We start from the raw sequence: 21,561 nt of genomic DNA on the forward strand, positions 1-21,561 counted from the left end.
GTTAGTCGTGAGTTACTGCCAAATTTCACCCGATAGTTGGACTGTGGCAGGGCTCGGGTCGGCGAGAAAACAACGCGCCGCCCACGGCTGTTGGATCTAAGTCTGTACAAATGCGTTGCCGCGCGGCCCTGTCCGTGTGGAGGTGACCGACCATGCCCGTGATGCCCGCTGACGGCACACCTCTGGGCTAGCTGGCGTCCGTGACTCCAAAAAGGCGGGTGACCGTCAGGCAGGCCGGATTGACCCGGTTCCTGGCCGCGGTGAGGGCAGGCTGCCTCGACGGCTGACTGACTGGCAAGCAGATGCCCTGCCCAAGACTTCTCTGGGTGGGGCATCGTCGTCGTTGCGGGTAGATACGACCCAACTGGCGGGTTTGGGCGGTGGTTCCCCGTAGGGCGATGAGGTTTCTGAGTCGGCGCGGGGGGGCTAAGTCGTGGATCAGGCCACCGTGGGCATCTCGTCGCCGAGACGATGCTGTGCCCACGCCACAGCTACCTCAACCAGCCGAGCACTGTGTGGCTTCGGGTTCGTGCGGCGCATGTGCTCCCACACGCCGGCGACCGTGACGGCGAACGCCGTCACCGCCGAGTCTGAGGCGTCGCGCCAGGCCGGGATCTGCTCGGCCCATCGCTCCGCCTGGTGTGGCTCGTGTCCAGCCTCGATCAGCCGGAGCACGAGGAAGGCGGCATCGACCCACGCCGCGCCCTTGCGTGCCCACGCCCAGTCGATCACCCGGGCCTGCCCGCCGATGAGGATGTTCAGCGGGTGCAGGTCGGTGTGCAGGAGGCTGTCGCCGTCGATCAGGTCGAGATTCCGCGACTCCCACCGGACGAAGTGTTCGAGGTTCGACCGTATCCACGGTGACAGGTCGTCCGGTGGGTTCGCGGCGAGCCGGTGCCAGGCGAGTAGTTGCCGCCAGTGTTCGGCCAGGCGTGCCACGCGGACCGGCGGGCACGGGTTCAGTTCTTCGCTGAGCACGGACACGGCCGCCGCCACAGTGTCCAAGTCAGCTGAGCCTGGTGACAGGTCGGGATGACGCCCGGGCGCGTGCTCGAAACCGAGCAGCAACCAGCCGTCCGTCTCGATCCGCCAGTGCAGCCGTGGTGCGAGGCGCGGTAGCCAGGGATTCACCTCAGCCTCATTGTGGTGCATCCACGCTTTACGGCTACCGGTTCGCGTGCCCTTGCAGAACACGATTTGGTCGGTGCCGTGCAGCGTGGCCGCGAAATCGGAATTGATTCCCGCGGACGGGTACCCCACTTCGCGAATCGCACCGCAACGGGACCGCACCTCCCGGCGAACCTGGAGGGGTAGCTCTTCCCACTGGCAATGCACGCGTGATCCTTGGTTCTACTTGAGGGCGGAATGGGTGGGGGATCGTCGTGACAGCCGCTCTGACAGCCGTGGCAGTCTCCTGTCGCGGCAGCCTGCCACAGTTGCATGTCAACAACGAAGCCGGCGGCTCGGATTGCGTCGATGGTGTGACGCAACTGCTGACCCCTCTCCCCGCCCTGGGGCTCGTCGGTCGGCACGTGGTGGATGAACCGGCCGGCGACCCGCTGGCAGAACTCGGCGTAGTCCCTGGAGTGATGATCGGTCAGGTCTACCGTCTGAATGCAATCATCGGTATGCCAGGTGTCTACCTACCACCGGATTGTTGACGCGTTGTGGTTGCTCGCGCTTGAGGGCGAAGATGCCCCGGGCGTTGCTCACCGAGGTGGCAAGGTGGTGGTCCGCTCTGGGCTCGCGTTGAGGTGCCGGGTAGAAGGCAATTGCCCCGCCTGATGAAGCTTGTGGACCGATGAGGTCGTTGCCACCAAGTAGCGGTTGTCGTCTGCGCACTCGACGTAGACGTTGCGATCCCTTGTGGGGCGATGAGGTGGTTGCCGCCTGCGGTTGATGTAGCCAGCCAGGCTCTGGGCAGAGTTGCGATCCCTTGCGGGGCGATGAGGTGGTTGCCGCTCTCCTACAACATACGAGCGTTTTGCTCGGAAGTGTTGCGATCCCTTGCGGGGCGATGAGGTGGTTGCCGCCCTGGGCGATCAGGGACAACGGGCCGATCGTCCTGGCGACGAGTGGGATGTTCTCAGAAGTTGGGACGACACGCCATGTCCGGCTTCGGAACCTCCCGGCGTGTTGTACGACGCTCGGGGTTCCGAAGCACGCCGCACGCCCCTGGTCAGAAGGCTGGCCGGCGGGCCCGTGCCTCCCCCGACGAAGCACGGACCGCCGGCCGCCGACTGTGGTCCACCGCGGGCTTGCGCTGGGCGGACGTTTGGGATCGGGACGGCGATCAGGTCTGGCGGCCCGACCGGCGGGCCGGGTTCGGCTGATCACCTTGGGATGGGTGCACGAAGGCGGTCACCCTCACTGGATCAAGTGTAACCGTGATCACAAGCCGTGATCAATGCTCAACTGTGAGCAATCGGTCACACAACGTCAGCAAGATCCCCATTACCTACCCGATCGTGAAGTTGTATATACAGTTTCCCGGCTCACCGTGATGGCGGCAACTCGGCGCGTGACCGGATTCCCCGCCGCCCCTCAGCCGGTCAGTCCGCGAGCACCAGCACGGCGACCTCGTCGCCCTCGGCCAGCTCGGTGACCTCCTCCGGCACCTCGATCAGGCAGTTGGCCAGCGCCATCGCCGACAGCAGGTGCGAGCCGGGCCCACCGACCGGCGTCACCACCCGACCGGACGCCGGGTCGTACACGCCGCGCCGGTACTGGGTGCGCCCCGCCGGTGACGTGATGCCCTGGCTCAGCGTCGCCCGCACCCGGGGCCGGTCCACCCGTTCGTGGCCGAGCGCTGCCAGCAGCGCCGGTCGGACGAACAACTCGAACGACACCAGCGAACTCACCGGATTACCCGGCAGGGTGATCACCGGAACCCCTTGGTAGCGGCCCGCCCCCTGCGGTCCGCCCGGCTGCACCGCCACCTTCGTGAACGTGACACCCCGATCCGCCAACGCGTCCTTGACCACCTCGTAGGCGCCCGCGCTCACCCCGCCCGAGGTCAGCACCAGGTCCACGTGCGCCAGCCTCGGCTCCAGCGCGGCGTGGAAGGCCGCCACCTCGTCGGGCACGAACCGCAGCAGCTCGGCCTCACCGCCGGCCGCGCGCACCGCCGCCGCCAGCATGGTCCCGTTGGACTCGTAGATCTGCCCTGGCAGCAGCGGCTGGCCCGGCTCGACCAGTTCGCTGCCGGTGGACAGCACCAGCACCCTGGGCCGTCGCCGCACCGGCAGCTCGGTCCGGCCGATCGCGGCGGCCAGGCCCAGTTGGGCCGCGCCCAGCGCGGTGCCGGCGACCAGCACCCGGTCGCCGGCGGCCACGTCACTGGCGGCGCGGCGCACGTTGCTGTTCTGGGCCACCGCGCGGAACAACCGGACCCGCTCGGTGCCGCCGTCGGTCAGCTCCACCTGGATCACCGCGTCCGCGCCCGGCGGCAGCGGCGCGCCGGTCATGATCCGGTGCGCGGTGCCGGCTTCCAGCGGGACCAGGTCGGTGCGGCCGGCCGGGATGTCCTCGGCCACCGGCAGTTCCACCGGGTTGTCCTGGTCGGCGCCGGCCAGGTCGGCGGCGCGCACGGCGTAGCCGTCCATCGCCGAGTTGTCGAACGGTGGCAACGAGATCGGCGACACCAGGTCCTCGGCCAGGACCAGGCCGAGGCAGTCGGTCAGCGGCAGTCGGACGACCGGCGTCCGCTCGACCAGGGCGGCGACCCTGGCCCGGTGCTCGGCCACGCTGATCGGCCGGCGGAGTGGCTGATCGCGCAAATTCGGCAGATCACGCGAGTTCTCAGGCAAATTAGGCAAGTTCGGCACGGCTGCATCCTGCCCCGCACCGGTCCGGCACCACGCCCACTGGCGCGTTCACCACATCGCACCAGCATCGTCCCCGGCGTCACCGAACCGCGTGACAGACTGCCCCGGCTGGCAGGTCCGCTGACTACGGAGGGGAATCTCGTGCAGGTCCGCACTCGCCACACGCCTGCCTACGGGGTCGCCAGGCTGGTCCTGGCGCCCGCGGAGCCGGTGCAGGTGGAGTCGGGGGCGATGCTCTCGACCAGTTACGGGGTTGGCGTGGCCGGCAAGGGCGGCGCGGCAAGAGGACTGGGCCGGGTGGGCAAGGGCGCGGTCGTGTTCACCGCGCCCCCGCAGGGCGGCTGGGTCGACGTCGCCGGCCAGTTACCCGGCGACGTCCACGTGCTGGAGCTGGACGGCACCACCGGCTGGTGCGTGGCCAGGAGCGCCTGGCTGGCCTCGGCCAGCACGATCGCGCTGGACCAGCAGGCGCCACCGCTGCGCGCGCTGTTCGGCGGGGACCACGGTTTCCTCAACCACCTGCACGGTCACGGCTCCTCGGTGCTGACCTGTTACGGCGCGCTGGACGTGGTCGCGCTGGACGCCGGCGAGCTGGTGACGGTGGACAGCGGGCACGTGCTCGCCTTCCCGGACACGGTGCGCGCGCGCCTGCGAGCGTTGCGCCAAGGGGGTGAACAGTCCGTGCGGACCGGTGACGGACTGGTCTTCGACTTCGCCGGTCCCGGCCTGGTGCTGACCCAGACGCGCAACCCTCGAGGGCTGGTCAACTGGTTGCAGGCCAACGGACTCGCTACCCGTGCGTGATCAACATCTCGGTTGCTGACCCACCTGGGCGTCCCACATCAAGGGAGTGGCACGGGGCCGCTTTTTCGGTAGCGTGACGAACGCTCCAAGCGGCGCCCAGGGCGCCGTGCGCGACATCTGCAAGGAGGACGCCGGTGGCTGTCGGCACGGTCAAGTGGTTCAACTCGGAGAAGGGGTACGGCTTCATCGCCGCCGACGGCGGGCCGGACGTCTTCGTCCACTACTCGGCCATCCAGATGGACGGCTTCCGCACCCTCGCCGAGGGCGATCGGGTTGAGTTCGAGGTCCAGGCGGGTCGGGACGGCCGTAGTCAGGCCGCGGACGTTCGGAAGGTCTGACCAGCTCCAGCCGGTTCCGCCGGCGGGCCGCCAGAACCCGCCGGCGGCCGGGTGGTGGTGTGGCAGTCGAGTGGTTCTGCTGGCTGCTGTGGCACAACCGCCCGCATCCGGAAATCTCTTGGCGTTAGGCTGCGCCTCGTGTCGGAGGATCTCACTGGACGGCGGCTCGGCCACTACCGGATCGACGGGGTGCTCGGCCGGGGCGGGATGAGCGTGATGTACCGCGCCACCGACGTCCGGTTGGGCCGCAAGGTCGCGCTCAAGGTCATCGGCGAACACCTGACCGAGGACCCGGAGTTTCGCGAGCGGTTCGTGGACGAGGCGCGCAACACCTCGGCGATCGACCACGCGAACGTGGTGCCGCTGTACGACTTCGGTGAGGTCGACGGCCTGCTCTACATCGCCATGCGGCTGGTCGACGGCTCCGACCTGGCCAGTCTGATCAAGCGCGGTCCGTTGGCCCCGCCCCGGGCGCTGGCCCTGCTCGGCCAGGTCGCCGAGGCGTTGGACATGCTGCACGGCCACGGCCTGGTGCACCTGGACGTCAAGCCGGCCAACGTGCTGGTCACCTCCAGGGAGTCCACCACCGAGCACGTCTACCTGGCCGACTTCGGCCTGACCCGGCGCGGGGCCACCGGTCACCGCACCCGCACCGGCGACTTCCTCGGCTCGCCCACCTACGCCGCGCCCGAGCACCTGCGCGGTGAGCCGGTGGACGGCCGCACGGACGCGTACTCGTTAGCGTGCATGGTGTTCGCCTGCCTCACCGGCCGGCCGCCCTACCAGGGCAAGGTGCCCGAGGTGATCCAGGGTCACCTGGCCGCCGAGGCGCCGGCGGTGTCCGCGCTGGTGAACCTGCCGCCGGCCATCGACGACGTGGTGCGCAGGGGCATGGCCAAGGACCCGGGCCAGCGCTACGCCAACTGCCGCGAGCTGATCTCGGCCGCCAGGGCCGCGCTCACCCAGCCGGCGGCCCGGCCGGGCCAGCCGGTGGCGCAGCCGTCCCGCGACCAGGCCGGCCAGCAGGTGGTGGGACCGCCGACCGGTCCGCACGGCTTCGGCCAGCCCGGGTTCGCCCAGCGGCAGCCCGAGCCGGGGCGCCCCGGCGGCTACCAGCCCGCGACCGGACCCAACCAGCAGCCGGCCGGCTACTCGTCCTCGTCCATGTCCGAGCCGGTGCGGCTGCGCCCGCCGGCCCCGGCCGGGACGAGCGCGTTCACCGGCAACCGTCCCAAGGGCGATTCCGCCAACTGGGTGATTCCGGTCAGCGTGGGCGCGGTGGCGCTGGCGTTGATCGTGCTGCTCGTCGTGCTGCTCACCGGTTGAGCCGGACCGCTGGGCCGGACCCGTTCGGCCGGGCGCGCGGGGGTCGATCAGCGACCCGGCCGCGCGTCCGGCCCGGTCACGCCGTCGGCGGTCACTCCGTTGGCGCGCTGTTGGCGCGGGCGTTGCCGTGCCGTCGTCTCCCCGTCGTCGTCCCGTCCGTTCCCCCGTCCGGACGGGCTACCCGCTGACCTGGTCTTCTTGCACTCTCCCGTGTCGAGTGCTAAACACAATCTGGCACTCGGCGAGTTCGAGTGCCAGTGTGGACGACGACAGCCACATGTGAGGCTGGGACGGTGAGATCGGCGCCGGAGAACTCCGGAGCTGATCGTCCGTCGCGGGCACCGAGCCTGGCCGAAGCACCGTGTTCCGCTGTGGGCGTCTGCTCGCAGTGGCCCCATCCAGACAGGCGGAGGAACACACCGCAATGGCCAAGATGATCGCGTTCGACGAGGACGCCCGCCGCGGTCTTGAGCGCGGCATGAACACCCTCGCCGACGCCGTCAAGGTGACGCTCGGCCCGAAGGGCCGCAATGTCGTGCTCGAGAAGAAGTGGGGCGCGCCGACCATCACCAACGACGGCGTCTCCATCGCCAAGGAGATCGAGCTCGAGGACCCGTGGGAGAAGATCGGGGCCGAGCTGGTCAAGGAAGTTGCCAAGAAGACCGACGACGTCGCTGGTGACGGCACCACCACCGCCACCGTGCTGGCCCAGGCGCTGGTCCGCGAGGGCCTGCGCAACGTGGCCGCCGGCGCCAACCCGCTCGGCCTCAAGCGCGGCATCGAGAAGGCCACCGAGGCCGTCACCGAGCAGCTCCTGAAGACGGCCAAGGAGGTCGAGACCAAGGAGCAGATCGCCGCCACCGCGTCGATCTCGGCCGGCGACACCACCATCGGCGAGCTGATCGCCGAGGCGATGGACAAGGTCGGCAAGGAAGGCGTCATCACCGTCGAGGAGAGCAACACCCTCGGTCTTGAGCTGGAGCTCACCGAAGGTATGCGCTTCGACAAGGGCTACATCTCCGGCTACTTCGTGACCGACCCCGACCGCCAGGAGGCGGTGCTGGAGGACCCGTACATCCTCCTGTACGGCTCGAAGATCTCCTCGGTCAAGGACCTGCTCCCGCTGCTGGAGAAGGTCATGCAGGCCGGCAAGCCGCTGCTGATCATCGCCGAGGACGTCGAGGGCGAGGCCCTGGCCACCCTGGTCGTCAACAAGATCCGCGGCACCTTCAAGTCCGTGGCCGTGAAGGCTCCTGGCTTCGGTGACCGCCGCAAGGCGATCCTGCAGGACATCGCGATCCTGACCGGCGGCCAGGTCATCACCGAGGACGTGGGCCTGAAGCTGGAGAACGCCGACCTGTCCCTGCTGGGCAAGGCCCGCAAGGTCGTCGTGACCCGCGACGAGACCACCGTGGTCGAGGGCGCTGGCGACCCCGACCAGATCCAGGGCCGGGTCAACCAGATCCGCGCTGAGATCGAGAAGAGCGACTCCGACTACGACCGCGAGAAGCTGCAGGAGCGCCTGGCCAAGCTGGCCGGTGGCGTGGCCGTCATCAAGGCCGGTGCCGCCACCGAGGTCGAGCTGAAGGAGCGCAAGCACCGCATCGAGGACGCGGTGCGCAACGCCAAGGCCGCCGTGGAGGAGGGCATCGTCGCCGGTGGTGGCGTGGCTCTGCTGCAGGCCGCCGAGGCCGCCTTCGGCGGGCTGGGCCTGGAGGGCGACGAGGCCACTGGCGCCAACATCGTCCGCGTGGCCCTGGAGGCTCCGCTCAAGCAGATCGCCATCAACGCCGGCCTTGAGGGCGGCGTCGTGGTGGAGAAGGTGAAGAGCCTGCCCACCGGCCACGGCCTGAACGCGGCCACCGGCAAGTACGAGGACCTGCTCGCCGCTGGCGTGCCGGACCCGACCAAGGTGACCCGCTCGGCCCTGCAGAACGCGGCGTCGATCGCGGCTCTGTTCCTCACCACCGAGGCCGTCGTGGCCGACAAGCCGGAGAAGGCCGCTGCCGCTCCGGCCGCTCCGGACGCTGGTGGCATGGACTTCTGATCCATGTCGCTCAGCCGAGACTGAGCGGTGGCGGTCCACGCCGGGGGCACCTGCCCCGGCCGGTCCCGGCGGGGGTCTCACCCCGGCTGGTTCCGGCGGGGCCCCGTGCCCCGGCTGGCCGACCGCCGTCGCCGGTCGAGACGGCTGTTCGCCACGAAAGGGCGGTCCCGCACCCGCGGGGCCGCCCTTCGCGTTCGTCCGGGGTCGGCGTCGCACCCGGTTCTGTCAGACCCGGCGGTTAGCCTCGGGCCGTGGCTCTACCGCGAGAAGTGCGCGAACAGTTCCTGGCGGAACCGCATGTCGGTGCGTTGTCGGTGGTCGAGCGGCCGGACCGGGCGCCGCTGACGGTCCCCATCTGGTACCAGTACACGCCCGGCGGAGAGCTGTGGGTGCGCACACCGCCCGACTCGCGCAAGACCCGCGCGATCCGCGCGGCCGGCCGGTTCAGCCTGATGGTGCAGCGGACCACGCCGACGGTCCGCTACGTGTCGGTGGAAGGGCCGGTGACCAGGACCGAGCCGTGCACCGACGAGCGGTCGCTGGAGATGGCCACGCGGTACCTGCCGCCGGAGGCGGCCGCCGGCTTCGTGGAGTACGAGCGGACACAGTTCGGCGAGCACATCATCGTCTACATGCGGCCGGAACACTGGCTGTCCGCCGACCTGGGCGCGGGCTGATCAGGTGCGGCCGGCCGGTTGTTCCCGGGAGCGCGGGCGGTCGGTTCACCGCGCCACCGGGAGACACCGGGCCCGGCCGGGCTAGCCGCCGGAGCCGAAGCAGACGAACGGGCGGCGCAGCGGGTCGGCGGCGGTGGACTCGGCCAGCGCCTGGGCCATGCCCGCCCCGGTGGCCAGCCGGGCGTGGAACTGCTGCATGGTCTCGGCGGCGGCCTGGTCGCCCACCCGGCTGACCGCCGCGACCACCGTGTGCGAGCCGCTGGCCAGCAGCGCCCCGGCGAACCCGAGTGCCTCGTCGCCGGGCCGGATGTGGCTCAGCGCCAGCTCACACGCGGCCAGCACCACCCGGCGCGGTGGACGCCGCAGCCGCGCGATGTCATGGGCGAACAGCGGCCCGTCCACCAGTTCGAGCCGGGAGAACAACGCGTTGTCCGGCTGGTGCGCGCCGTGCGCGGCCAAGTGCGCCAGTTCGGCGCCGTCCAGCAGGGCGAGCACGTTCGCGCTGACCGCCTGGTCGGCGTCCAGGAACCGGGCGGCCGGGTAGGTGCGGCGCAACCCGCGCACCTCACCCACCCCGCCGGTCAGGCCCGGCCCGCCGACCAGCACCACGTGCCCGGAGCCGGTGGCGCGCTGGTTGTCGTTCTCCGCGGTCAGCCACGCGGTGGCCGAGGGCACCACGACCACCGGCCGGCCGCGCAGCGAGGGCAGCACCCCCCACGGCACCGCGTACAGCGACCCGGTGGGCACCACGACCAGTTCCCGCTCCCCGACCGTGGGCAGCAGCGGGCGCACCAGCAGCTCGTCCAGCAGTTCGGCCCGGCGGCGCGCGGACCGGGCGATGGTCTGGGCCAGCAGGTCGGGCAGGTGGTCCGGGGCCAGCACGTCCAGGTCGGCGTGCAGCTGCCTGGCCACCTCCTCCACGGTCTGGCTGGCCGAGCCCAGCCGCACCAGCGTGGTCCGGCCGGCCGCCACCACCACCGCGCTCAGCGACTCGTCCTGGCCGGTGAAGCTGACCAGGGCCCGCTCACCGAGCTGGGCGACCACGTCGGCCAGCTCGCACACCGGTCGGGGCCGGCCCCACTGACTGGTGTGCCAGCCCAGCCGGGTCACCTCCCGCTGGAGCACGTCGTAGCGGGCCTCCAGCTCGGCAACGGCCCGACCGTCCAATCTGGACTGCTGCACCACCCGGCCGAGCGAGCGCATCTCGGCCACCCGCTCGGCCAGCAGCGGATCGTCAATGCTGGGCTGGGGTTCGTACCGGTACACCTGGGCGCGGGTGCGCTCCAGCCAGGCGAACAGCTGCCGGGCGTCGGTCTCGGTCTCGGCGTCGGCCAGCACCAGCCGCACGGCCAGCTCGCCGAGTTCCCGCCCGTGCACGGCCGTGCCGCACAACAGGTCCAGCCCGCCCATCCGGTCCCGCACCTGGCCCAGCTCATCAAGGCCGGACCTGGCCTCGGACAGCGCGCGCTGGCGGTCCCCACTGGTCAACGACAGTTCGGCGCGGCAGAGCCGGAGCAGCATCCGGTGGTCGATCGGGGTGACCTCGGTCGGCTTGGGCACCTGGCGCACCAGGCTGCCGGCCTCGGCGGCGGCGCCCCGGCGCACGGCCAGCCGCACCGCGAGCATCCGTGCCATGGCCGCCTCGTCGGTCAGGCCCACCGCGCTCAGCCGCTCGGCCAGCCGTGCGGCCTTGGACTGGGCGGCCCTGGACTGGGCGGCTTTCGACCGGGGGGCTTTGGCCTGGCTGGCTTTGGCCTGGGCGGCTTTGGACTGGACGGCCTTGGACTGGGCCGCCACCGAGGGCACGCCGTTGGACAGCGCCACCGCGGCCTCGGCGCGCATCTTCGTCAACGCGGCGACCTCGCTCCACGACTCGCTGCCCCGACGCCGGAACCGCCGCTGTGCCGCCGAGGCCAACCGCCTGGCCAGCTCCAGATCGCCCTGCAACAGCGCGGCGGCCGCCCGGATCACCTCGGCCTCGGCCAGGTCCTGGCCGACCTTGTGCCTGCGCAGTTCCGGCAGCGCCTCGTCCAGCTGCTCGGCCGCCTCGTCCGGCAGCCCCGCGGTCAGCAGGGCCCTGGCCTGGTCGATCTGCAGCCTGGGCACCAGGCCGGGGGCGAGTTCGCGGAACGCCCGCTCGGTCTCCTCGTAGTGGCGCAGCGCCGTGGGCACGTCACCGACCAGCAGCGCGATGTCGCCGAGGTTGTGCTGGGCCTTCGCCCTGAGCAGCGGTAGCTGGTGTGTTTCCGCCAGCAGCATGGTGCGGTGCATGTCCTGCTCCGCCAGGGCCGGCTTGCCGTAGGCGATGTAGGTCAGCCCGCGGTTCATCACGTTGGCGGTCAACACCGAGGCGTCGCACGCGCCGCTGCCCAGCGCGTGTTCGAGCAGTGGAATCGCCTGGTTGAACAGGTCCAACGACTCGGCTGTCTGGCCGGCGCGGTGCAGCAGGAGCGCCCGCTGACAGCCGACGACCCCCTCCATGTGCGCCCGTTGCGGTCCCTGCAACTCGGCGAACAGCAGTTGGGCTGTGTCGAGGTGGGGCAGACCGTCGCTGACGGAACCAGTCTCCGCCTCCGCGTACGCCAGGGTGATCAATACCCTGATGCGCACGATGCGCACCTCGTTGCTCGCCGGGGCGACAGGCAGCGCCTGTAGTGCCCGTCGCAGCAACCGCGCCGCTTCAGCGGGGCGGCCGGCGGAGGCAACGGAGAATGCCTGCTTGTGCAGCTTCACCGCGGTGTCGGTGTCGCTGACGGACGTGTCATCGCTGTGTGTGGCGGCCTGTTCGGGCGCGCTTGTGCCAGCGAGTGGAGGACGTGGCTGGGGCACCTCTCAATGGCAACACACCGGAAGTGGGTGAGGTGCCCACTAGGCGGGGGAAGTGCTGGGCCGAACGGGTTACCTTCGGTCCGTTTTGCTCTGGCTACTCAGCGTGCCGACGCTAGAGCATCAGGGTCGGTGTGACGATCGTGCGGCTGGGCTCACCGTGCACGCTCTCCAGGTGTACCAGGATCTGCGTGGTGCCGGCGGGGACGTCGGCCAGCACGAACCGGCCGCCGTCATCGGCCTGCGTGGTGGTCGAGTCGTGGTCGGAGACGCGCACCTCAACGGTGTGCTGTCCGGGTGGGACGAGCCAGCCGTCGATTCTGTGCCGACCTCCGGTCGGCGTGAAGCTCACCATGACCGTGAGGTGATCCACGGTGAAGGTCACGGTCCCGGGCCGGTCACCTCTCACTCCGGCGAATGAGCCGGCCCGCTCCCACCTGGCCACCTCAACGTCCAGGTTCTCCAAGGCGATGGCGAACTGGACGCGCTCCACCAGATCCGCTGGCGGCGCGTCCAACACGTGCACCAAGCGGTCGAGGCCGGCGGAGATGGCGGTGTCCTGCCACCTGTAGTCGTCATCGCGCGGGTCGACGTCGGTCACCGCGATCCTCCTTCCGAGTCCAGTTGTGCACGCAGCGAGTCCAGGCAACGCCCCCTGGTGGGACCAATGCTGCCGCGCGGCATGGCGAGCGATTCGGCCACTGCGCGGTAGTCGGCTCGGCCATTGAAAACAGTCAGTCTCAGTAGTTCCTGGCACCGGTGGGTCAGTCGGGAGAAGGCCGCCCACAACCGCTTGTCCCGGTCGACGCGCACCGCCTCGTCCTCGGGCAGCCAGCTCTCGGTGGGCAGTTGCTCGGCCAGTTCGGCCGACAGCGGGACCTGGTTGCGGTTGGCCCGCCAACTGCGCTGTGCCTCGTGCCGGGTGGTCACGACCAGCCAGCCGACCAGCGCGCGCGGCTCCTGGAGCCGGTCCAGGTGGCGGAGCAACGCCAGCCAGACGGTCTGCACCACGTCCTCCGCGGTGGGGCGGTCCAGACCGTTGCCCCTGGCCACGTGCCAGACCACGGGGCTGAGTTCGGCCACCAGGATGTTGAGGGCCTGGCGGTCACCCGCCCGCGCCGCCACCAGGCAGGCCGCGTGCCGATCCGTGCCTTCCAGCCCCTCCCACGGCGGACTTGTCTCCGTCGTGCGCAGTTCGCTCACCCAATCACCTCCGGCTTGGGTCCTCCTGGGTCGGGGCCTCATTCGAAACAAGATGAGCCGGATGGACCACACCGGATACCAAAGACACTCGAATGGAGTAGTGCTGCTGTGAACGTGCCAGCACGGCGGTCAGCACGTCCGCCGGTGCCGGCGCTGACGCGGCCGGTCGACCACCCCGCGAGGCCGACCGACCGCGCTGCTTCCGCCCCCAGTACCGCGACGCCCCGGTCAGTTGGTCACCTCTCGGTCGGCGGTCGCGGTCGTCCTGGTCGGGGTGGGGCCGTTGGTCTGGTGCGACCCGCCCGGCTCCGCCGGCACCCCGCCGCCGGTGCCACCCCCGGTGCCGTCCCCGGCCCCGAGCGTGGCCGCGGTCCCGATGTCACCCCCCACACCCACCAGCCGGACGACGTTGAACGGCTTGACCGTCTCGGGAACGGTCTCGCTGTCGGTCCGGCGCAGGTTCTCGGAACTCACGTGCTTTCCCCCTAGCTTGTCGAGCTGGCCCCTCGGGCCGGTCACTGCACAAGAGACGCCAGCCGCGGGCCAGATACATGCGTCGTGGATCGGGTTGTCCCTTGTGGTCGTACTCACCTCTGACGCGCGTCAGGCCGGATCGGCTCCCGGTGGCCCGGTTTTTCTTCCGTCGGGCCAAGAAGCGCGTCGGCCACCGATGTGGACGGTGTCGCTGAGTGATCATTCGATGACGGGCGCGACTGTCTACGTGTGACCGTCCACAAACGGCAGACGGGCGCGGGGCGCGCATGACTGCTGGTCCGGGCCGATCGGGTGGGCGCGCGTGGCGGTCCCGAATCGGGCTCGGACGAAGATCGGATGAAAGCCGCGAACAGCGTAACTCAAATGGGCTAATGGGGTGCGGTGTTTTCGCGGAATCGGGTGATGGGGCGGGGTGATTCGGGCCGGCGGTCGGCCAAGATCATCAATGTGGAATGGGGGTGCCGGCGTCTGGTGTGACGTCAGGCCGGCCTGTCAGACATGACGGTGGGCAGGGATTGACGAATTGTGTTCACGGATGCGTAAATTCGAGTACTGCTGTTCGGTGCTGATCAGTGGGGAGGAATCCGATGCGTCGCTTCTCGTCACTGCTCATCGCCGCGGCGGTGTCGCTGGTGCCGTTCTCGGTCGCCGCGTCCCCGGGCACGGCCGAGGCCGCGGCCGAGCCGGTGCGGACCACCGCCGATCCCCTGGGCGAGCTGGCCAGGACCCCGCCCATGGGTTGGAACTCGTGGAACCGATTCGGTTGCGACATCAATGAAAGCCTCATCCGGCAGACCGCCGACGCCCTGGTCAGCTCCGGCATGCGCGACGCCGGCTACACCTACGTCAACATCGACGACTGCTGGGCCGCGCCCGAACGCGATCCGCAGACCAAGCGGCTGCTGCCGCACCCGGAGCGCTTTCCCAGTGGAATCGCGGCACTGGCCGACTACGTGCACGCCAAGGGCCTGAAACTCGGCATCTACACCAGCGCGGGCACGCAGACCTGCGCCCGGTCCATGCCGGGTGCGCTGGACCACGAGGAGATCGACGCGCAGTCCTTCGCCGACTGGGGCGTCGACTACCTCAAGTACGACAACTGCAACAACCAGGGCCGCCCCGCTGTTGAGCGGTACCAGGCCATGTCCGACGCGCTGCGCAAAACCGGCCGGCCGATCGTGTTCGCACTGTGCGAATGGGGCGAGAACAAACCGTGGGAGGGCTGGGGCGACCAGGTGGGCGGGCACCTGTGGCGCACCACCGGCGACATCAGCGACTCCTGGTCCAGCATGACCGGCATCCTCGACCAGCAGGTCGGCCTGGTGGAGTACAGCCACCCCAACGGCTGGAACGACCCGGACATGCTGGAGGTCGGCAACGGCGGCATGACCGACACCGAGTACCGCGCCCACTTCTCGCTGTGGGCGCTGCTCAACGCGCCCCTGCTGGCCGGCAACGACCTGCGCTCGATGACCGACCAGACCAGACAGATCCTGCTCAACCGGGAACTGATCGCGGTGAACCAGGACTGGGGCGGCATCCAGGGCTACCAGGCGCGCGACGACGGTGACGTGGAGGTGTGGGCCAAGCCCATGTCGGACGGGTCGGTCGCGGTGGTCCTGTTCAACCGGGGCACCACCACCGCGACCGTGACCACCACCACCGCCGAGGTGGGGCTGAGCAAGCGCGGCCCGTACCGGGTGCGCGACCTGTGGACCGGGCAGCAGGCGCAGAGCGACGGCACGCTGCGCGCCGCCGTGCCCGCGCACGGGGCCGTGGCCTACCGGGTGTCGGTGGACCGGCACGGGGTGCTGGCGCCGCTGACCACGCTGGGCCTCGGCCTGCCGAACCTGGCCGAGGTGAACAAGCCGGTCACCGTGGACACCACCCTGTACAACGACGGCCGCACCCCGCTGTACCAGGCGCGGATGCGGATCGAGCCGCCGAAGGGCTGGGCCGTCGACGGCAACGGCGGCGCGTGGACGGCGCTGGTGCGGCCCGGCCAGGAGTGGCGGGTCACCTGGCGGCTGCGGCCCACCGCCGACCAGTCACCCGGACAGCTGGCCATCGCCGCGACAGCGAACTTCGCCGGCATCGGCGGACCGCAGAGCCGGTCGGTGAGCGGTTCGGTGCAACTGGTCGCGCCACCGCCGGCCGGAACCACCGCGGTGTCCGCACTCCAGTTCGTGACCAGCAGCAACGGCTGGGGGCCGGTGGAGCGGGACCGCAGCAACGGCGAGCGGGACGCCGGTGACGGCCGGCCGATCAGCATCGCCGGCACCGGTTACGCCACCGGGCTGGGCGTGCACGCCACCTCGTCGGTGCTGCTCTACCTGGGCGGCGGGTGTTCGGCGCTGCACGCCGAAGTCGGTGTCGACGACGAGGTGGGCACCGCGGGCAGTGTGGCCTTCCAGGTGCGCGGCGACGGCCGGCAGCTCGCCGAGTCCGGCATCCGCACCGGCGGTCAGCCCGCCGTGGCGCTGGACGTGCCGCTGACCGGCGTGTCCCAGCTGGAGCTGGTGGTCACCGACGGCGGCGACGGCATCACCTCGGACCACGCCGACTGGGCGGACACCACGGTTACCTGCTGACCTGATCAGGCCTCTTCCGGCACCACGATCCAGCAGATGAGGTAGAGCAGCGCGCCGGTGCCGAAGCCGAAGAGGGTGGCGGCCACCAGCACCACCCGCAGGATGGCGGCGTCGATCCCGAAGAGCCGGGCGGCGCCACCGCACACGCCGGCGAGCATCCGTTCGGTGCGGCTCCGGCGGAACTTCTTGACCTTGCCGGTGACCTCGTTGACCACGTTGTTCGTCATGCCTCAAGACTGGTCCGCGGCGGCGGCCGGCGCCTCGGGGAACAACCCTGGTGCTACCCGGATTCGTCCCGGAGACCGGCTCGGTCCTCGGTCCCCGGCTGGTCGGCGGTCCTGGTGAAGATGCGGTCGAGCTGGTGGTCGATCAGGGCCAGGGCCCGGTCGCCGGGGCACTGCCCGAGCAGGACGCTCGACTGCAGGCCGTCGGCCCCGGCCACCAGGAACGCGGCCTCGGCCGTGGCGTCGACGTGCGCGGGCACCTGGCCCAGCTCCTGCCCCTGCCTGATCAGGTCGGCGACCAGGTTCTCCAGCCCGTGCGGCGCGTCGCGGGCGACCGCGGCGAGGGCGGGTTCGGTGAGGAAGGGCACGAAGTACGCCGCGTACACCAGGTGCCGGTTGCGCCGTTCCTCGTCCAGCGGGAGCAGTTCCAGCAGCACGCCGCGCACGATCGCGCGCACCCCGGGTGCCTCGCCGAGCGCCGCCAGGCGTTGCCTGGCCCGCTGCTCGGCGTCGGCGTTGAGGATCTCCAGCGCGCCGAGCAGCAGCTGGTCCCGGGTGCCGAAGTAGTACTGCAACAGCCGGGCGGACACCCCGGCCTCGGCCGCGACCTGGCGCAGCGTGACGTGTTCCAGTCCGCCCGTGGTGGCCAGCCGCCACACGGCCGCCGCGATCTGCCGGCGCCGCTGGTCGTGGTCCACCTGTCGGGGCATGCCGTTCGTCCTCCGCAACCTCGCGATGTCACCGCGTTGTGGTGCGATCGTACCAACAAGCTGTTATGGTGCGATCGAACCACAAAGAGGGGAGCAACGGATGAACAAGTACACGGCCTGGCAGATCGTGGGCATGGTCCTGCTGGCACTGGGCGCACAGGGCGCCATCCGGCTGCTGATCGACCACGGCCACGCCGGGCTGCTCAGCTGGCTGCCCGGCGGGTTCGCGGTGTGGCTGAGCTGCTACGTGGTGGTCACCGTGGTCGGCGGGGTCCTGGCCGGCTGGGCGGCTGGCAAGGCCAAGCCGGCGGAGCGGGACAGGTGACCGGCTGGCGGGGTGTGGCCGCGCTGGCCGGTGCGGTGGTGGTCCTGGTGGCCTGCGGCGCACCGGTCGGTGCCGGAGACCAGCCGCACCCCGACCCGGTGGTCCGCACGGCGTCGGGTGAACTCCGTGGCGCCGAACAGGACGGCGTGCGCCGGTTCCGGGGCATCCCGTACGCCGCGCCACCGGTCGGGGAGCTGCGCTGGCAGCCGCCGCAGCCGGTGCGCCCCTGGCCGGACCAGCGCGATGCCACCGCGTCCGGCCCGGCGTGCGTGCAACCGGAGGCGCCGGACATGCCCGAGGGCACCCCGCACAGCGAGGACTGCCTGACCCTGGACGTGACCACGCCCGCCGAGCCGGGCGCCGGACGGCCGGTGTTGGTGTGGCTGCCCGGTGGCGGGTTCATCACCGGTGCCGGTTCGATCTACGACCCGGCGCGGCTGGTGCGGGCCGGCGAGATCGTGGTGGTGACGGTCAACTACCGGCTGGGCGTGTTCGGCTTCTTCGCCCACCCGGAACTCGGCGAGACCAGCAACTTCGGGCTGCTCGACCAGGTGGCGGCGCTGGAGTGGGTGCGCGCCAACATCGCCGCGTTCGGCGGCGACCCCGGCCGGGTCACGCTCGGGGGAGTGTCGGCCGGCGCGATGAGCGCGTGCACCCTGATGACCGCGCCGGCGGCCGCCGGCCTGTTCCACCAGGCGATCGTCCACAGTGGATCGTGCGGGACCAGTCACCCGGCCGGCGCGATCGGCGAGGGCGTTGACGCGATCTCGTCCTGGCACCCGATCAGCACGATCCAGCGCAACGGCCAGGCCCTGGCCGGGCAGCTGTCCTGCGCCGACCTGGCCTGCCTGCGCGCCAAGCCCGCCGAGGAACTGCTGCCGCACACCGGCCAGTTCCCGCTGATCGCCTACGGCACCAGCCTCGTGCCGGAGGAGCCGGCCGCGGTGTTCGCCGCCGGCCGGCAGGCGGGCGTGCCGCTGTTGCAGGGCACCACCCACGACGAGCACGTCGAGTTCGTCCTGGCCGCCTACCCCGGGGGCATCACCGCCGACAGGTACTCGGCCATGCTGCGCACCGCGTTCGGGCCGCGCGCGCCGGACGTGGAACAGCGGTACCCGGTGGATGAGTTCCCCTCACCCGCGGCGGCGGCCAGCCGGGTGTTCACCGACCGCGACTGGATCTGCCCGTCCTGGAAGTCCGGTCTGGACCAGGCCCGGAAGGCGGCCACCTACGCCTGGGTCTTCACCGACCCGTCCGCGCCCACGCCGAGTGGGCAGCCCCTGCCCGAGCACGTCCGGCCCGCGACCGCGCACGGTGGTGACGCCTCCTACCTGTTCGACTTCCCGAACGGGCCCGCGCTCACCTCGGCCCAGCGGCCCCTGGCCGACCAGCTGGTGGGCTACTGGAGCCGGTTCGTCCGGACCGGCGACCCCAACGGCGCGGGCAGCCCGGTCTGGCCCCGGCTCGACGCCGGCAACCCCGACGCCAGTAACACCGACACCGGGAACGCCGCGCTGGAACTGACCCAGGACGGCGCGCGGCCGATCGACGTGGCCGCGACCCACCACTGTGGACTGTGGTTCTGACGCCTCATCCGGCTCGCGGTTCGTGCCCGGCCGGCTGGGACAGGGCGGCGAGCGCGGCTCCGGCCGCGGCCACCAGGGCGATCAGGGCCCGGCGCCGGCCCGGCGGGGTCACGACGTGGCTGGTGTCGCGGTCAGGTCGCGTTGCAGCAGCAGCGTGTCGACCCAGCGGCCGTGCTTGTGGCCGACGCCGCGCAGCCGGCCCACCTCGGTGAAGCCGAGCGCCCGGTGCAGGGCCAGGGTGGCGTGGTGGCTGCCGGTGTCGGCGATGACCGCGATCACCTGGCGGACGCCGGCCCGGGCGCACTCGGCGAGCAGCGCGTCACCCAGCAGTCGACCCAGCCCCCGGCCGGTCCACTGAGGCGCCAGGTAGATGGTGTCCTCCACGGAGTACCGGTAGGCGGTCTTCGGCCGCCACGGGCTGGCGTAGGTGTAGCCGGCGACCTGCCCGTCGACCTCGGCCACCAGGAACGGCAGGCCGCGCGCGGTGAAGTCGGCCAGCCGCTGCCGCCACGCGGACACCGGCGGCGGCTGCTCGTCGAAGGTGATCACCGTGGTGGTGACGTAGTGGGCGTAGATGTCGGCCACCGCCACCAGGTCGTCGGCGGTGGCGGCGCGGACGAGGACGTCGTCGCTGGGCATGCTGATCTCCGGATTTTCTCTATAGTGAAACTGATTGATATTATAGAGAAATGCTTGATCTGGAGGAACTGGGTCGGCGGGTGCAGTCGCTGCGCGTCCGGCGCGGCCTCACGTTGCAGGCGCTGGCGGAGGCCGCCTCGGTCAGCGTCAGCATGCTGTCCTCGGTGGAACGCGGGCAGAAGGCGCCCACCGTCGTGGTGCTGGGCCGGATCGCCGACGGCCTGGGCGTGTCCCTGGCGAGCCTGGTCGCCACGCCCGAGGCGGACCGGGTGATCCTGCGGCGCGCCGCCGAGCAGGACGTGGTGGACGAGCCGGAGGGGTGGCGGCGGGTCATCCTGTCGCCGGTCGTGCCCGGGGTGAACTTCGAGTGGATCCGCTCGACCCTGCCGCCGCACTGCGACGCCGGCTGGTTCCCGGCCTACGCGCCCGGCTCGCACGAGTACATCGCGGTGGAGTCGGGCCGGGTGCGGCTCACCCTGGGCCACCCCGGGCAGCGCGCCGAGCCCGTTGACCTGGCCGCCGGCGACTCCCTCTACCTCGCCAGGGACACCCCGCTCAACTACGCCAACGTCACCGACGAGCCGTGCAGCTACTACGTGGCCGCGCTGATCATGCGGCCACGTCTGCCCGGCCGCCGCGCCGGCGGCCACTGACGCCCGGTGACCTGGTGACTGCGCGGTGACGTGACCGGGGGAACAATTCAGGCGTGGGCCAGCGTTGTCAGACAACTGACGGGCTGGGGCAGACAGACTGCCCGATCAGCTCGACACCGCTGGGAAACGAGAGGTGCCGTCGTGCGTGAGGTGCTCGCCCAACTCGTCACCCGAGTCGCCAACGGCGAAACGGTCGGCCTGGGGACGGTGGTCGGCACGTTCCGCTCCGCGCCCCGCGCGCCCGGTGCGGCCATGCTGGTCGCCGCGGACGGCACGGTGTCCGGCAGCGTGTCCGGCGGCTGCGTGGAAGGCGCCGTGTACGAGCTGGCGCAACAGGTCATGGCGGATGACACGCCGGTGTTGCAGCGCTACGGGGTCAGCGACGACGACGCGTTCGCGGTCGGTCTGACCTGTGGCGGCATCATCGACGTCTACGTGGAGCGCGTTGACGCGGCCGGGTTCCCCGAGCTGCCCGAGCTGGCCGCGTCCATCGCCGCGGACGAGCCGGTGGCCGTGGCCACCGTGGTCGAACACCCCGACCCCGACCGGCTGGGTCGGCGCCTGGTGGTCTGGCCCGACCGGGTGGCCGGCGCGCTGGGCAGCGACCGGGCCGACGACGCGGTCACCGCGGACGCCCGGGGCATGCTGGCCGGCGGCCGGGTCGGGCTGCTGCACTACGGACCGGACGGGCAGCGCCGCGGCGAGGGCATGACCGTGTTCGTGAACTCCTTCGAGCCGCCGCCGCGCATGCTGGTGTTCGGCGCCATCGACTTCGCCGCGGCCATGGCCCGGCTCGGCGCCTACCTCGGTTACCGGGTCACCGTGTGCGACGCCCGGCCGGTGTTCGCCACCGCCGCCCGGTTCCCGGACGCCGACGAGGTGGTGGTGGACTGGCCGCACCGCTACCTGGCCGCCGAGGCCGAGGCCGGCCGGCTGGACCGGCGCACCGTGGTCACCGTGCTCACCCACGACCCCAAGTTCGACGTGCCCCTGCTGGAGGCGGCCCTGCGGCTGGACCTCGGCTACGTCGGGGCGATGGGGTCCAGGCGCACGCACGCCGACCGGCTGGCCCGGCTGCGGGAGAACGGCGTGACCGAGGCCCAGCTGGCCCGGCTGTCCTCCCCGATCGGCCTCGACCTCGGCGCGCGCACCCCGGAGGAGACCGCGGTGTCCATCGCCGCCGAGATCATCGCGCTGCGCTGGGGCGGGGCCGGCGACCGGCTCAGCCTGGTGGACGGCCCCATCCACCACGAGGAGGCCCAGCCCGCGTGGCTGAGTGAGTGACGCGGG

20 protein-coding genes are annotated in these 21,561 nt (G+C 71.2%); 11 read left to right on the top strand and 9 right to left on the bottom strand.

The features are described 5' to 3' along the window. Positions 1-438: 438 nt before the first annotated feature. A complete protein-coding gene (locus LX83_RS08575; protein WP_253769006.1) occupies positions 439-1,260 on the bottom strand; it encodes an aminoglycoside phosphotransferase family protein in 822 nt (273 codons plus the stop codon). A 176-nt stretch (positions 1,261-1,436) separates the two neighbouring features. On the opposite strand from LX83_RS08575, the gene LX83_RS08580 reads away from it, so the two are divergent. Then, complete coding sequence (locus LX83_RS08580) at positions 1,437-1,661, top strand: hypothetical protein (RefSeq protein WP_253769008.1); 225 nt, start codon at positions 1,437-1,439, stop codon at positions 1,659-1,661. 891 nt (positions 1,662-2,552) lie between these two features. Here the strand turns inward: LX83_RS08580 and moeA are convergent. Continuing rightward, positions 2,553-3,779: a molybdopterin molybdotransferase MoeA gene (gene moeA, locus LX83_RS08585; RefSeq protein ID WP_253769011.1), complete on the bottom strand. Its 1,227-nt coding sequence runs from the start codon at positions 3,777-3,779 to the stop codon at positions 2,553-2,555. Positions 3,780-3,968: 189 nt separating this feature from the next. Here moeA and LX83_RS08590 point away from each other — a divergent pair, with 189 nt between their 5' ends. The 5 genes from LX83_RS08590 to LX83_RS08610 all read left to right on the top strand — a co-directional run bounded on the left by LX83_RS08590 (position 3,969) and on the right by LX83_RS08610 (position 9,019). Then, a complete protein-coding gene (locus LX83_RS08590; protein WP_253769013.1) occupies positions 3,969-4,631 on the top strand; it encodes an AIM24 family protein in 663 nt (220 codons plus the stop codon). A 134-nt stretch (positions 4,632-4,765) separates the two neighbouring features. Continuing rightward, complete coding sequence (locus LX83_RS08595) at positions 4,766-4,969, top strand: cold-shock protein (protein WP_253769015.1); 204 nt, start codon at positions 4,766-4,768, stop codon at positions 4,967-4,969. Positions 4,970-5,107: 138 nt separating this feature from the next. Continuing rightward, entirely contained in the window at positions 5,108-6,295 is a 1,188-nt protein-coding gene (locus tag LX83_RS08600) for a protein kinase domain-containing protein (RefSeq protein WP_253769017.1), read from the top strand. Positions 6,296-6,719: 424 nt separating this feature from the next. Further along, positions 6,720-8,342 (top strand): chaperonin GroEL, encoded by a 1,623-nt coding sequence (gene groL, locus LX83_RS08605; RefSeq protein WP_253769019.1) that lies wholly within the window; start codon positions 6,720-6,722, stop codon positions 8,340-8,342. A 251-nt stretch (positions 8,343-8,593) separates the two neighbouring features. Further along, the gene (locus LX83_RS08610) at positions 8,594-9,019 is read left to right on the top strand and encodes a pyridoxamine 5'-phosphate oxidase family protein (RefSeq protein ID WP_253769021.1); all 426 of its coding nucleotides are present in this window, start codon (positions 8,594-8,596) and stop codon (positions 9,017-9,019) included. 81 nt (positions 9,020-9,100) lie between these two features. Here the strand turns inward: LX83_RS08610 and LX83_RS08615 are convergent, their stop codons facing one another. The 4 genes from LX83_RS08615 to LX83_RS08630 form a co-directional block, all read right to left on the bottom strand. Continuing rightward, positions 9,101-11,752 (bottom strand): CHAT domain-containing protein, encoded by a 2,652-nt coding sequence (locus LX83_RS08615; protein ID WP_407649508.1) that lies wholly within the window; start codon positions 11,750-11,752, stop codon positions 9,101-9,103. 208 nt (positions 11,753-11,960) lie between these two features. Beyond that, positions 11,961-12,446 (bottom strand): carboxypeptidase regulatory-like domain-containing protein, encoded by a 486-nt coding sequence (locus LX83_RS08620; protein WP_407649509.1) that lies wholly within the window; start codon positions 12,444-12,446, stop codon positions 11,961-11,963. Further along, positions 12,443-13,048, bottom strand: a complete 606-nt coding sequence (locus tag LX83_RS08625) for an RNA polymerase sigma factor (RefSeq protein ID WP_253769025.1) — start codon at positions 13,046-13,048, stop codon at positions 12,443-12,445. The genes LX83_RS08620 and LX83_RS08625 overlap by 4 nt, the downstream gene beginning before the upstream one ends. Positions 13,049-13,276: 228 nt before the next feature. Then, complete coding sequence (locus tag LX83_RS08630; RefSeq protein ID WP_253769027.1) at positions 13,277-13,522, bottom strand: hypothetical protein; 246 nt, start codon at positions 13,520-13,522, stop codon at positions 13,277-13,279. 608 nt (positions 13,523-14,130) lie between these two features. Between LX83_RS08630 and LX83_RS08635 the strand changes: the two genes are divergently transcribed. After that, on the top strand, positions 14,131-16,134 hold the full coding sequence (locus tag LX83_RS08635; protein ID WP_253769029.1) for an NPCBM/NEW2 domain-containing protein: 2,004 nt from the start codon (positions 14,131-14,133) through the stop codon (positions 16,132-16,134). A 5-nt stretch (positions 16,135-16,139) separates the two neighbouring features. On the opposite strand, the gene LX83_RS08640 is transcribed toward LX83_RS08635, so the two are convergent. Beyond that, positions 16,140-16,361, bottom strand: a complete 222-nt coding sequence (locus LX83_RS08640; RefSeq protein ID WP_253769031.1) for a PspC domain-containing protein — start codon at positions 16,359-16,361, stop codon at positions 16,140-16,142. A gap of 53 nt (positions 16,362-16,414) precedes the next feature. Beyond that, complete coding sequence (locus LX83_RS08645) at positions 16,415-17,068, bottom strand: TetR/AcrR family transcriptional regulator (protein WP_253769032.1); 654 nt, start codon at positions 17,066-17,068, stop codon at positions 16,415-16,417. A gap of 100 nt (positions 17,069-17,168) precedes the next feature. Here LX83_RS08645 and LX83_RS08650 point away from each other — a divergent pair, with 100 nt between their 5' ends. Both LX83_RS08650 and LX83_RS08655 read left to right on the top strand, forming a co-directional pair. Next, the gene (locus LX83_RS08650; protein ID WP_253769033.1) at positions 17,169-17,393 is read left to right on the top strand and encodes a hypothetical protein; all 225 of its coding nucleotides are present in this window, start codon (positions 17,169-17,171) and stop codon (positions 17,391-17,393) included. Continuing rightward, positions 17,390-18,979 (top strand): carboxylesterase/lipase family protein, encoded by a 1,590-nt coding sequence (locus LX83_RS08655; protein ID WP_253769034.1) that lies wholly within the window; start codon positions 17,390-17,392, stop codon positions 18,977-18,979. Before LX83_RS08650 ends, LX83_RS08655 begins: the two co-directional genes overlap by 4 nt. 108 nt (positions 18,980-19,087) lie before the next feature. Here the strand turns inward: LX83_RS08655 and LX83_RS08660 are convergent, their stop codons facing one another. Continuing rightward, a complete protein-coding gene (locus LX83_RS08660) occupies positions 19,088-19,618 on the bottom strand; it encodes a GNAT family N-acetyltransferase (protein ID WP_253769035.1) in 531 nt (176 codons plus the stop codon). Between the two features lie 50 nt (positions 19,619-19,668). Between LX83_RS08660 and LX83_RS08665 the strand changes: the two genes are divergently transcribed. Beyond that, on the top strand, positions 19,669-20,271 hold the full coding sequence (locus tag LX83_RS08665) for a helix-turn-helix domain-containing protein (RefSeq protein ID WP_253769036.1): 603 nt from the start codon (positions 19,669-19,671) through the stop codon (positions 20,269-20,271). Between the two features lie 141 nt (positions 20,272-20,412). Beyond that, positions 20,413-21,555, top strand: a complete 1,143-nt coding sequence (locus LX83_RS08670) for an XdhC family protein (RefSeq protein ID WP_253769037.1) — start codon at positions 20,413-20,415, stop codon at positions 21,553-21,555. The last annotated feature ends 6 nt before the right edge of the window (positions 21,556-21,561 follow it).

The organism is Goodfellowiella coeruleoviolacea (assembly GCF_024171785.1).
In the GTDB taxonomy this organism is placed as follows: Bacteria; Actinomycetota; Actinomycetes; order Mycobacteriales; family Pseudonocardiaceae; genus Goodfellowiella; species Goodfellowiella coeruleoviolacea.

Excerpts from the sequence above, each read along its gene's own strand:
- LX83_RS08650 (WP_253769033.1), top strand. The coding sequence starts at position 17,169 with ATGAACAAGTACACGGCCTGGCAGATCGTGGGCATGGTCCTGCTGGCA.
- LX83_RS08665 (WP_253769036.1), top strand. The coding sequence starts at position 19,669 with ATGCTTGATCTGGAGGAACTGGGTCGGCGGGTGCAGTCGCTGCGCGTC.
- LX83_RS08660 (WP_253769035.1), bottom strand. The coding sequence starts at position 19,618 with ATGCCCAGCGACGACGTCCTCGTCCGCGCCGCCACCGCCGACGACCTG.
- LX83_RS08640 (WP_253769031.1), bottom strand. The coding sequence starts at position 16,361 with ATGACGAACAACGTGGTCAACGAGGTCACCGGCAAGGTCAAGAAGTTC.
- LX83_RS08635 (WP_253769029.1), top strand. The coding sequence starts at position 14,131 with ATGCGTCGCTTCTCGTCACTGCTCATCGCCGCGGCGGTGTCGCTGGTG.
- groL (WP_253769019.1), top strand. The coding sequence starts at position 6,720 with ATGGCCAAGATGATCGCGTTCGACGAGGACGCCCGCCGCGGTCTTGAG.
- LX83_RS08645 (WP_253769032.1), bottom strand. The coding sequence starts at position 17,068 with ATGCCCCGACAGGTGGACCACGACCAGCGGCGCCGGCAGATCGCGGCG.